The sequence below is a fragment of the Brakhagea baltica genome, from assembly GCF_052161605.1.
Lineage (GTDB): Bacteria > Planctomycetota > Planctomycetia > Pirellulales > Pirellulaceae > JBKCUI01.
Window position 1 is genome coordinate 4231069 of sequence record NZ_CP197409.1, and the last position, 12830, is coordinate 4243898.

Consider the following 12830-nt stretch of genomic DNA (forward strand, 5'->3'; position numbering starts at 1 on the left):
GGCGACGGCTCAGTGGGGTCGGATTATAGCCGAATCCCATTTTTTGTCTCCCCTGGTTGCCAGAATCGAAAAAACCAAGCATTGGCGGGCAATGTCGAATAGAATGCGGTTTCAGGTGCTCGACCTCCCCTTTCTGGCGTTTTTCCTTTCCAAAAGCTACCTAAGCAGTCCCCGCTATGAGTTCGAACTCACTCTTTCGTTTCGGCATCTGTATTTTTCTGGTTGCGTGGATGTCATTCCAACAGGTCGCGTCGGCACAGAACGAGCCCGGTGCCGCAGATTGGCTGCCGAAGTCCACGATCGCTTATGTTGAAATTTGCCCTGCCGAGGCCTTTTTGGAGCATCCCATTCGAAAGCAAATTCAACGCTCAACGGCCTTTCGCAAAATTTGGTTTCACCCGAATCTGACCCAAGTCCGGGTTGGTCTAACCGCCGCGGAGTTCGCGATCGGAAGCAAGCTGGAATCGATCCTGAAAAGCGTCAATCATGGCGGGCTGGTGCTCGCGTTCGACCAAGAGACGGGGGGAGCGGTTTTGCTAGCAAAGACCGAGGGGGAAACTTGGCTGGTTGACTATCTGCAAAAGCTAAAAGATCTGGCAAGCTCTGACGCGAAATCCAAAAAGCAACCCAACCCAATCGAGGAAAAGGACTACAGAGATATCTCCGCGACCAAGTTTCAAGAAGCGATCATCGCTCCACTCGGACCTTGGCTTATGGTTACCAATAAACCGGAACTCGCTAAGGGGACCATCGATCGCTTTCTGGATCGTTCGCCTGATTCGTTTTCTGCGAGCGAGTCGTTCCAGAGACTTGTACAGCGAGGGCTCGCAACCAGCGCAGAGAACTTATTACAAGTCACCTCATCAACCGGCGGTAAGTTCGACTTGCCCGTAGGACGCATGTTTGTTGATCTGGATGCCTTGCGAACTGCCGGAGTGGCGAAGGAGTTACTCTCACCGAACCGCAAGGACTTTGGTGCGGAGTTGCTTCTGGGTGGATTGTTGGCTGCATTGCAGAGTTCCTCGGCCGCCAATGTAGACTTAGCGATGACCGGGAGTGGTTTTTCTCTGAATGCTCAACTTGCCAGCACTCCCGAGAGCTTGCAGGAATCGCATGCCTTTTTCATCGGCGTCGATGGCTCAGGCTCTGCTCCCGAGCTACTTCGCGTTTCCGATACCGTGGCCAACATCGGTGCCTACCGAGATATCTCGGAGCTGTGGCTGAGAGCAGGAGATTTGTTCGACCAAACTGTTAACGACCAGTTGGCACAAGCGGACAGCACGCTCACCACTTTATTCTCGGGCAAGGATTTTGCAGAAGACATCCTCGGAGCCATTGAACCTCAATTGCAAATCGTGGTTGCAAAGACGACTCGTAACGATGCACAACCTGTACCAGCGATTCGGCTGCCAGCCTTTGCCATCGTCGGGCAACTTAAGGATGCGACCAAGATGCGACGCGAGCTGAAACGGACCTTCCAAAGCTTGATCGGCTTTCTCAATATTGTTGGTGCGATGGATGGGCAACCGCAGCTTGAATTGATGTCTGATGGTGGTGGCTCGGCGGATTCGCAATTCTTTTGGGCGGAGTATTTGATGGATGCCGATAAGAAGTACGACAATGGTCTGCCGATCCAATTTAACTTCACTCCCTGCATTGCTTTCGCAGGCGAGCGGGTCGCGATATCAAGCACGGTTGAGCTGGCGAAACAAATCTTTGCCAGCGACGATGCCGACGTGCAAACAAGCTCTCCCACCACGGACACGTCCAACACCAACTTGGTCATAGATGTGCCATCGATTGCTAGTTTGCTCCTGGAAAATCGCGAGACACTCATCACCAACAACATTTTGGAGAAAGGGCATTCGCGACAAGACGCGGAGGAAGAGGTCGAACTGTTGTTCACCGTTCTCAGTCTTGCCAAAGAGTTGCGAGCTGCTCTACGTTTCCGAGACGGGACCGAGTTATCCATCGAGCTCGACATGCAACCGGAGGTTGGTCGCAATGAGAAGTGAGATATGGTCAGATCCGATGGCAGCTTGGGAACCGTGGAGTCCTAGCGAAACGGAACCATGGGATCACCAAAGAATCCGTTTGCTCTACCGGCGAGCCGGATTCGGGGCCACCGAGCAACAAATTCGCGAAGCAATGAAACGTTCGCCGCAAGAGATTGTTTCCGAGCTCGTTTCAAACGGCTCACAGATCGACCCGAGTTCCGCCTTCGAAAAGGAGTCTGCGACCCTTGCATCGTCCGTTCGTGCGTCGGGGGATATGAGCAAGCTGGCATCGTGGTGGCTCCATCGAATGTTGAACACCCCCACTCCGATCGTGGAAAAGATGACACTCTTTTGGCATGGTCACTTTGCGACGGGGGCCGAAAAGGTTTTGGACTTGGATCTAATTTACCAGCAAAACCAATTGCTTAGACAACACTGCTTGGGTGACTTTCGAAAGATGGTCCACGAGATCTCAAAAGATCCGGCCATGCTTATTTATTTGGATAGTGTCACCAACCGCAAAGCACACGCCAACGAGAACTACGCTCGCGAATTGATGGAGCTGTTCTGCCTCGGCGAAGGGAACTATAGCGAAACCGATGTGCAGGAGTTATCAAAATGTTTCACCGGTTGGGAGATACGCAGAAAGCAGTTTCGGTTCAACGCTTACCAGCACGATGATTCGGAGAAGACCATCCTCGGGAAGGGACCTGTGAAATCCGGTGAGGAAGCGATCGATGTCGTACTCGCCAGTGATGCGATGCCTCGATTTGTCGCCTACAAGCTTTTCCAATTTCTCCTTTGTGATGAGCCAGCCCCAACGCCAGAACTGATCCAACCGTTAGCCGATAGGTTCGCAGAAAGCCAATTCCAGATCGGCCCCGTTGTGGAAATGATATTGGGTAGTCGACTCATGCTATCGGGCTGGAGTATTGGCAAGCGGATTCGTTCTCCTATTGAATTGGTCATGGATTTGATGCGTTCACTCGGAATGACAACCAATTTGACCAAGCTGCCTGATCGATTAAAGGGGCTCGGACAATCGCTGTTTTACCCGCCCAACGTCAAGGGCTGGCTGGGAGGTAGGACTTGGATCAACTCTTCAACATTGATCGGCCGAGCAAATCTCATCTACGATTTGTTGAACGATGCGAACACGAAAATCGAGGGTAAGTCGATCGACCAGTGGGGGAGTTCGATAGCGTCTGACGATGTCGCTCAGCTCGTTGATCGTTTGGGCAATGGATTATTCGCCTCGCTACCGACTTCGTCAGAGCGACTCTCGATTCTTGGTCGTCTGGAACAAACACCCAAGGGAAGCTTGGCCAAGCAAGCGATCATCGAACTGGCATCTTTACCCAGGATTCACATGTCATGAACTATGCACCGCACAATCGCAGACGTTTTATCGGTGATAATCTCAAGCAGGCCACCGGGCTGGCGATCGGCGTGGGTTGGCCCGGCCTTTGGATGCAAGCGATCGCGGATGAAGCAACTCGAGGTTCAACAAACTCTGATAAGATCTTGGTCGTCATTCAGCTCTCGGGAGGTAACGACGGCCTCAATACAGTCGTACCTTTTCGAGACGACGAGTATCGCAAGTCTCGTCCCAAGTTGTGCCTAGGCAAAGACGACGTGATCAAGTTGTCGGACGACATGGGGTTGCATCCCGCTTTGGAGGGACTTATGCCGGTCATCGACTCGCAGTCTTTTTCCATCGTTCATGGAGTTGGCTATCCCTTGCCGAATCGATCGCACTTTGAATCGATGGATATTTGGCACACGTGCCAGAGAAAAGATAATCGCGCCTCGTCGGGTTGGCTGGGTCGAATCATGGAAAATGGGTTCGATTCCCAAGGGGATTCTGCGGCATACCATTTGGGTGCCGAACCGCTTCCTTTGGCACTCATGGGACGAGGCGTTCAAGTGCCTTCGATTCGCGAAGTCGAGCAGATGAAGTTTAAATCCAAAGCCATAGAAGAACGCATTCCTGCAATGACTTATGAATCCAAGCTTGGAGACGAGTCAGACGATTTGCTCGGCTTTTTATCGGCCAGCACGGATAGCGCCGTGCGGGCCAGTCAGCGAATCACGGGTGTGCTCTCGCGAGCCAGTGATGATTCCGAGTTCCCGGAATCGCAACTCGGAGAAAAGCTCAAGGTGATTTCGCGTCTTATCCTGGCAGGGCTCAAGACCAAAGTGTATTACGTAACACTGGACGGCTTTGATACCCATGCGAATCAATTGGCGGCTCACGCTGGACTTTTGCGTCAGTGGGCAGATGCGTTGGGAGCGTTTCACCAGCGACTAGCCCGAGGGGGCGAATCGGAACGAGTCCTTGTCATGACGTTTAGCGAGTTTGGACGTCGACTCAAAGAGAACGCGAGCGAGGGAACGGATCATGGTGCCGCTGCACCGATGTTCCTATCGGGTCCCAAGCTACCACAGTTAGAAGCTGGCGAGCTCCCATCCTTGTCCGATCTCGACGACGGCGATTTGAAGTACCATACCGATTTCCGACGCGTCTACGCCGCCGTGATCGAGGGTTGGCTCGGTGTGTCCAGCGAACACGCACTAGGAGGACGGTTTGAGCCCCTTCCCAATTTATTCGCCGTGTAAGACGAGGACGCTAAGAATTCCACATTGGTCGCTTTCCACTCGGAGAAAGCCCAGTCTCGTAACCTCGCTTTTCGCGGAAAGTGAGGCGACTATCTTGGAGGCACTCCGAGTAGTGCGAGTTGCGGTACGCGATTAGATTTGCTCTTCGGACAGGCCGAAAGCTTGACGTAGAATCCGGCGTTCGGGTTGAATGAGCTCGACGAACTCCGATTCTTTGCCGCTGGTCAGATAGCGGATGCCGTATCGGAACAGTCGTATTGAGATCTGGAATTCCGGAAGGCTAATCGCACGTTGCTCAACCGCAGCGACATAGCTTGCTAAGACGGTGGGGGTGAATCGTTTGGCGTCGATCTTCGCCAGCGACTTCACCAGGCCGTTGGCCAAATGAGACAACGGATTCACCGCAGGTCGGTAACCATGCTTTTTAGCAGCCTGCTCGTAGAGGTCGACCAGTGTGTTGATCCGCGTTTGCAGTCGAGGTTCGTCTTCACTTAGCTGGAAAATCAGCGAAAACAGGGCAGAGGCATCTCCCAGCACGCAAAGTGGCAATTTTAACAGGGCACAGCGAATGGCTTCAAAACCATCTTCCCATCGGTGCATGGCAAAAAGTTTTTCGCTCTGATGAAATTGTAGAAAAGCATGATTCGGGTCGAGCTCGACTGCTTTATTGTAACTATCCATTGCCCTGACGCGCTCTTTGATAATCTCATCGAAACCGTAGTCCGTCCGCAATTCCTGCATCTCGTCCGGTCGATACCAGACCCGCAAGAATTTTATAAGCATATGGAGCAGGCCTTGCTCTTTCACTTCATACGCCAGTCGCATCAGTGGCTCACTAAGTTCGTAGTAGGTTTCGCGCCCGCGTTTGGTTGACATTAGATAGCCCATCTCTTCCAGGATGCGCACCTGTTTACCGATACTGCGTTGGTCTACTAGCAAGTTGCGAGCGATCTCCTTTGGGTTGACCGTACCGTGTTGGCGACACAATAGCTCGACAATCTGCCGTTGCAGCGGAGATATCCCGCGAAGACGCTCCTGATAATAAGGAGTCAGGTCGTCCGCCATTTTTTGAAAGGGTGTCACCAGTTCATCGATTGACTCTCGAGTCGCAAAACCGCTCAACACGATGTAAACGCGATGGTTACCACCCGCAAGATCGTGAATTGCCCGCACGCGACCTAGTCCGTCGGGCGTATTTAGGAATTGGACCAGCTCCATTTGGCCTTTGGTTTCAGCAATCTTCACCATTAAACTCTGAGCATCCGCAAGTGTCAGTGGTTTAAGGGGAATCTGCTGAAAGAAACCAAAGAAAGGCTCGGTGCGATCTGTCACAGCTTTGAATAAATGCTGACTGGTAGCGATCAGGCAAGCAAACGGGTGTTCGTGCAGCAGCGTCCTCAACTGATGCTGCCCGTCCGTACCTAGGTTTTCGAAAAGCAGATTCAGATTCTCGACCAGAATCACCAGTCTACGTTTTTCGAACCGTGCAACTAGGCGGCGAGTGAGAATGTCGCCGATTTCCGATGTCGGCTGATCTAGCAGTTCATTCAACCACTCCGCCGAATAATCTTGCGGATACCATTTGCACAGTGATCGATAAATCCTAACAAGCAACTGCACCATCGACGTGGTGGTTTCTTCTTCGTTTAGCCATGCGATGTGTACGGAATCGCTCGTGATAGCATCGTTGACCAAACGGTGATGCAACAACGAGACAAAATGTGATTTACCAATTCCTCGCGGACCATGAAGCAGCACATGGTGCGTAGCTTTACTCGTCGCGGTGTCGGCGATTTTTTCTAGGATATTTTGTAGCAACGGCTCGCGACCGACAAAGATGGCTTCTAGCAATTCTGGAGCCGTCTGGTTAGGCGAAAACCGCCAGATGAATTGCTCGTCGTTGAAAGGTAACAGATCGGCCGTCGGGGATTTTTTGTTGTACCGATTCATAGTCCGCGATCCAACCTCCACCAGCGTCGAATCAGCGGGAACCTAAACCGATACCCACCCTTTGTGTCTCGCGACAGATAGTGATCAGCGGACAGTCTCCCAAGAACATGATGCAAACCGATCGACCCAGTGAATATGACTCGGAATTCAACTTGTTCGTGCCGCAGACTACGAATGGTGTCGAGCACTTCTACAGCCGACTTTGAACCTTCGTTGCGTTGAATACTCTGCACCATCCAGGGCATTTCATCCCAGAAAAAGACCAACCGTTCAGGACGTTTTGATGCCATCAGGTCTTCGATCGCAGACGTTAGCAATTTCTTCCAGGTGCGGCCTTTCAGGTTGAGGTGGTCCGTCTCATTGTCCTCCAGGAACTTCTGAATAAAGTTTTTTGCCCTGGTTCCGCTGCCAAGAAAACTCTGTACGTCGTTGTAAACCAGCTCGGCAAATTCCTGTGCCGAATGGACTTGCTCAACGTTCCGATAGATGGGCCTCCAGCCAGGTTTTGGCTGCATTAGCATCTTTCGAAGAATCTGCGTCTTACCGATTCGCCGCTCTGCATCCATCAATATGCTTTGGTTTTCCAAGCGTTCCCAAAGCAAGGCAATGAGGTGATCTCGCCCGTAAACTCCTTCAGGGGCAAGGTTTCCGCCTGGATTTGCTTTCATTTTCCCCTCCCAGAAACTCGGTCAAGTTTTCTTGCCGAGGTATTTTATGTCGATATTGACGTACGTCAATAAAGAAATCTGTTGTTTTTGTGTCATTAATACCAGCTCCGCAGGCGATGCTCGTGCGGAGTGCTGGGTAGTGCAAGAGACTAATAACGAAGCTGCCGAACGAGGCTGTGTTCGCAGTTTGAGTCTATCCTCGCTTTACACTACGCCGCGAATGCGCTGCGAATCATGATGCACCAGATTGCTACTAGGCCAATCTGAAGTGGCACGTCTTCGTCGAGCATAGCTTTACATTCCGATTGTATCGGATCAGATGCAAATGTTCCTACTTGCTTGTTTCCCATAAATGCATCGAGGGTTGAAGACCAAATCCGTCGCTGCCTGATGACAAAGAGTTTGTCACCCACCGTGCTCCTAATGACTACGTTCGGTGAACAGAAGTAAGCATGATCCATATGAAATGCGTACTGCACACCTAATTCCGTTTCCACAGTCGCAAACCCAAACTTCAAAATCGAGTCACGCATCTGAAGTGTTCCTGTCCCCTTCCATCGATCGGCATCACCCTTCGCGATAAAACCGTCTGGACATTCAATTGCGATCCCGACATGGGTTAACGTGCGTCCCTGTACCCGACGTGCTGAGAAGTTGATGGAATGAAGTAGTCTCGCATGGTCAATATTCGCTTTAGATATAAAGTCCCTATTCATCAGTTATCCGAGGCCTAGTCGAGGCGATCTCACGGTTAAATTGGCCGCGGGAACAGATCGATTTGTTTTGCTTAGCTTCGAATCATGCGTATAGTGAGCAGCCCTATTCAGTCGTTATCTCGTTGTCGTCGTGAACCTGAACATCGATCGCCATATCGTCACTACGCACTTCATAGTATCGCTCTGGCTTGCGATAGACATTCACCATTTGGTGTCCGGTAGAGAAAGTGTTCTCCTCAAGGTATTTAGAATTGCCCCATATCATTTCCTCAACGGCATGACTCGCATATTCGTGAAACGCTCCACTCGACTTCACAAAAGCCTCAATCATGGCAATCTTATGGAGATTGTCGACACCCTCAGTTTCATTATCCGGCATGACGATAAAGAGGTAGTCCCGAGCACGGCTGATAGCTACATTTAGGATGTTCTGCTTGTTTAGAAACATCTGCGGACTCCGCGATATCGCGGGTGGTGGATTGAATACGGCAATAATGATGTCGCACTCGTCACCCTGGAAGCCATGAATTGTTCCGACCTGAATGTCGACAGCATCTGGTTTGGTAGCCCACGAGTCATTTAGTCTGCTTAACAGATTCGCCTGAGCGCGATACGGGGCGATCACCCCGATGCTGAATCTGGCCGCACAGTCACGATGTATCTGTCCAGCCAGCCACCGAAGGAACTCGAAACTGAACAGTGCCGAATAAGTTTGATAAGGCGTTCCGCTCTCTAACCGCTTTGCCCGATAGATACTTTCGTATTTGCTGACGGGAAACTTAATCAGGTTGAGAGGCTGAACAGTGCAGCCATTGAACTTCAGTGGAAGCTGTGTTTCAACATCGCGATGATGTTTCAAGATTCCATCGTAGGTAAAGCGGCTAAACACCTCACCAATCGCGGGGATACTCCGATATTGCTTTTCTAGGTTTGTTATCGGATAATTATACGGCTCAGGCGAAGGATTGGCAAAAGAACCCGCTTTGTCAAGTCCAACCAATGTGAAGATGTTCTCATCCTTCCATTGCTCGATGGCGACAATCGGCTCAATCTGGAAAGGGTCTCCGGCAATGATGAACTTCTGGGGGCTCTGCGAGTAAAGTGGGTAGATAATGCTGGCAAGAGAAATCATTGAGGCCTCGTCAAAGACGATAGTATCCCAATTTATTTCATTTAGCCTCTTACCGTTTTCGCCAGCAAAGCCGTCGTAGGAGAAGCGAGCGATGGTCGTGACCAAAACACATCGGTTCAACGCGTTGATATCAAAAGATCTATCTCGCCACACGCCTGCATTCTCTATGTGCTCGTCTGCGGAAGTTCCGAAGCGAACGAGCCATTCCAAATAAGTGGAATCATCGCCCATCTTCTCCATAATACGAGTCGTCAGAACATCTGCAGCCTTGTTGGTCGGGGTCAAGACAAGCACCTTTGACTTCTTCGCATCACGCATCCTCGGAATTAGTACATTCTCAGCGAGGTGGGTAGTTTTACCAGTTCCGGGCGGACCGAACACGAACTCAATGTCCGGCGTCATCCCTGCTTTCATGTCGAACTTTTGGTCAAAGGGCAATTCTCGGAAACGCTCCAGCAATTCACGGAGCAAAAAAGATGGATTCTGAACTTCGATTCGCGCTTCGCAAACCTGCCCCAAATCAATCCCGGATAACTCGTCTGCTGATTCAAGCTTACCAAGCAGTAAAAATTCCTGCGCGGTGAACGATTCAATACGAAGCTTTCCTGTACGGCCATCTCCAAATTCGAGATCCACTCGCACTCCCGAAAACTCTTCGATGGATTGCGGGATACAACGACTAGGCTCCTTCAGCAATACGGTACGGGGCGACTTCGAATCTCGCTCGATCTTTCCAAAGCTTATGGAAATGGTCTTTCCGTCCGCGTTCTTTTCGCCGCTTGCCATTGATTCTAATTCGAGCATAGCAAGGAACCAGCCGAAGCTGTAACGTGGCAATGCATTAGCTTTGTCATTAAGTGCCTGTTCACGCTCTATGCGATCAAGTTCGCTTGCAAAACGATCCTTTACCCGCTCAAGTTTTTTCCCGTAGTCAACCGCTTTTGGAGTGAAGTCGTCTGTATCTTCAATTGTGTCAGTTTGCACTGTTTCCAAAAACGTATTGGCTTTCTGGCGTGGTGAACGAGAATTGGTAACGGATCGGCGTCGTCTTTCAATTTCTTCGATTAGGGGAGAATTTGGTGAAATCTGTTCGCCGCCAGTTTCACCCTCTTCCGTCGTTGCCTGAACGTTCTTTCTTCGCTTAGCGTCTTCAATCGCCGTTCGGATTTCTTCTTCGGACAAGCCTGATTTTTCGATTTCATCCGCAAGTCTGATTTTTCGAGACTCCTCCTCGCTCAAGTGCACTGAGTACTGGGCTTCATCCCGGATTTCCAGAAACTTGATCAACGCTTCCGCACCTATACCAGATATGCCATATGCGTCGGAAAGAGATTGGATCGTGACTGCATCAGCCGAAACTAATTCACCAGCCTTGTTGAGAATCCATTTCGCTGTTAAAAGCCGCCGCTCTTCAGTCGATTTGAAGTACTCATTTTGTTTATGGTAGTAAACCCAAGTGTGCTGACCATTCAAGCTTTGTAGAAGCGCAGCGTTGGAAAGTATTCGCCACAGAAGCACGGAACGAGCAGGAGTCATGCTCGCAATGATCTGCTCGCACCCATCAAGATACTTGTCTTCGTACTTATGCATTTTCCCTTTCGCCGTCAGACACTGGCCGTCAACTTCCGCGCGTGAAATCGCCCGAGAAAATACACTAAGAGACTTTCTAACTCCTAGTTGTTCGAAAAACTTCATCAGGTTCTCGTGGTCACTTGCATCTACCATCTCGCGATACTCGTTCAAAGACAAAAACAGAGTTTCCGGCTTGGTCTCAAACCATGCCTTCAAATCCGTTGACGGAAGATACAATTCTGATGCGATTGCTCGATAAACCGTTGGGTCGTTCGCTTTCTTGCAGCGAAGAAATTTCTTGTCCTTTATCAGTTGAACAAACGATGCAGTTTCTTCATTTCTACACTCTTTGAAGTAACGAAAAAACTTCATGAAATGGGCGGTATTGTCAAACGCCGCGTCGTTGCAATATGCCAGAAGAATTTTGTTGTAAATCTCATCGCGGAGACTCGGTTTCTTTACTCCGACCTTCTCGAAAAACTCACGAGTGGCTTTATTTGACAGCAATTCCTGATTGACAGTTGTGTAGCCGTCAATATCGTCGTCTGGCAAAAAAAGGATGAGCTGATCCTCAATGTCGAAAGCTGGTGTCGGTTGGCCACATTGGTCAAGGAAGATGGGCTTGTACTTAACAGACCTTTGATAGGAAGTTCGTTCGGAAAGGTAGCTGTATAGGTTGTGCAGCCATTTCAAGGGTTGAGAAGAGATGAAATCATGGTTGATTTTCTTGAGCACATCTTCAGGAGTGAGACTCGAGACAATTAGATTTGGCTCTTTGCGATTCCAAGCTCGGGCGTCGCCACCATCGATGTAATCCGCCATTTCTCGATTAGCGCTTTGAACTTCTTTTTTGCCACGACTCCGAAACACCCAACGAGCATCTTTTACACCAGTCAACTGAGCCAGTTGTTCATCGGAGAATAGTTCGATCAATTCGGTATCAGATGCCCAGAATGAACATTGCTTGTATGCGCATATTCCATTTATCGTCGGCAAAAGGGAATCGGTCTGAAACTTACTCTTTATGGCGGTGAATATAGGACTAAACGATAGCTTACGTCTATCGTCCATGCTACTGAATTGTTCCTCGTCGTAAGGAATGATGTCAAGGATACCGTCATCTATTAATCTGTTGTCTCGAAGAATCGGAAGGCTGTCTGCGGCTAGTTGCGCTAACTGTTTGACTAAATCGTGGTTGTGCTTTTCTCCAGCCTTGATTCCTTCTCGGCTATCTGTGAGAAGAAACGGCGCATGAAGAACGAACTTAAGTGTCGTCGCTTCCTTAGTTGGGAAGAAACAAAATGCTGGACGGTCAATTGGTTCCAGCCTTCCGTCTGCCCCAAAACCATAGCCGAGTGAAAATGAATGTCCACTTGCATTTTGTCGATTAAACATGACCAGGCGTTGCGTAGTACTTTTTCCGTTCACTTCAAGTGCCAGCGTAAGCCACTGAACTGTGATGTCACCATACTCTACTTCGCGAGTGATTTCTTTGGTGTATCTTCCAGTAACACTGTCCGATTTAAACGACACGGAACAGAGATTCGAAAGAAACAAGACAGGAAACTCCAGAGCTTGTAGTTTTTCAAGTATCTCATCATGACAATCTTGGGGGCGCTTTATTTTGTGGTCAAAGGGGAAGAAGAATACTGTCTCCTCGGGCTTCCTCCAATCAAGATCGGAATCCAGCATGTGCGGCACGATAAACCGCTCAATCTTGAACTGGATCTGAGGATCGTAAATGTGCGGCGTACGCGTGTATTGAAATACGGCCTTGAACCCGACACCGAACTTGCCGATAGACGATTCTGTCTTGTTGGAATTCGCGATGGATGTAATAGCATTGATATGGCCTAGAGTCCCATTGTTAGTATCCACTTCTTCGTTGTGCGGATTCGATAGAGTGAATCGTACAGGACCGTTGTGTGCAAAAAAAAGACCCTTTACGTCAAGGCGGAAATGCCCCGTTGTCGCTCTGACATCATCTGCGTTCTGTAAAAGCTCGTAAATAAAATGAGCCTGATCGGAATACTTGTCAACGACGCTTCGCTGAACGCCGCGCATTGAGGGCTTCTCCAGCATCCCGGCACTTTCGGAGCGATCTATTGTAAGCGATTCAAACCACGTCTTATTCTGTTCTGTCATCAGTGAAGTTGAGGATATGCCTCTGTTGAAA

General features: G+C 49.8%; 7 protein-coding genes. 3 read left to right on the forward strand and 4 right to left on the reverse strand.

All coding sequences use genetic code 11. From position 1 onward, the window contains the following. Nucleotides 1-176 precede the first annotated feature (176 nt). From SH449x_RS16180 to SH449x_RS16190, 3 genes are read left to right on the forward strand one after another with little or no spacing between them, the layout of a single operon-like run. Nucleotides 177-2015, forward strand: coding sequence for a hypothetical protein (locus SH449x_RS16180; protein WP_482377114.1), 1839 nt, complete (start codon nucleotides 177-179; stop codon nucleotides 2013-2015). Then, nucleotides 2005-3375 (forward strand): DUF1800 domain-containing protein, encoded by a 1371-nt coding sequence (locus SH449x_RS16185; RefSeq protein ID WP_482377115.1) that lies wholly within the window; start codon nucleotides 2005-2007, stop codon nucleotides 3373-3375. Before SH449x_RS16180 ends, SH449x_RS16185 begins: the two co-directional genes overlap by 11 nt. Continuing rightward, nucleotides 3372-4616 carry a DUF1501 domain-containing protein gene (locus SH449x_RS16190; protein ID WP_482377116.1) on the forward strand — a complete coding sequence of 415 codons (1245 nt, stop codon included), beginning with the start codon at nucleotides 3372-3374 and terminating at the stop codon, nucleotides 4614-4616. Before SH449x_RS16185 ends, SH449x_RS16190 begins: the two co-directional genes overlap by 4 nt. A 132-nt stretch (nucleotides 4617-4748) precedes the next feature. On the opposite strand, the gene SH449x_RS16195 is transcribed toward SH449x_RS16190, so the two are convergent. The 4 genes from SH449x_RS16195 to SH449x_RS16210 form a co-directional block, all read right to left on the reverse strand. Beyond that, nucleotides 4749-6566, reverse strand: coding sequence for an AAA family ATPase (locus tag SH449x_RS16195; RefSeq protein ID WP_482377117.1), 1818 nt, complete (start codon nucleotides 6564-6566; stop codon nucleotides 4749-4751). Continuing rightward, on the reverse strand, nucleotides 6563-7234 hold the full coding sequence (locus SH449x_RS16200; RefSeq protein ID WP_482377118.1) for a hypothetical protein: 672 nt from the start codon (nucleotides 7232-7234) through the stop codon (nucleotides 6563-6565). Before SH449x_RS16200 ends, SH449x_RS16195 begins: the two co-directional genes overlap by 4 nt. Before the next feature lie 209 nt (nucleotides 7235-7443). After that, the gene (locus SH449x_RS16205) at nucleotides 7444-7950 is read right to left on the reverse strand and encodes a hypothetical protein (RefSeq protein ID WP_482377119.1); all 507 of its coding nucleotides are present in this window, start codon (nucleotides 7948-7950) and stop codon (nucleotides 7444-7446) included. A 103-nt stretch (nucleotides 7951-8053) separates the two neighbouring features. Beyond that, a complete protein-coding gene (locus SH449x_RS16210; protein ID WP_482377120.1) occupies nucleotides 8054-12799 on the reverse strand; it encodes a DEAD/DEAH box helicase in 4746 nt (1581 codons plus the stop codon). Nucleotides 12800-12830 lie beyond the last annotated feature (31 nt).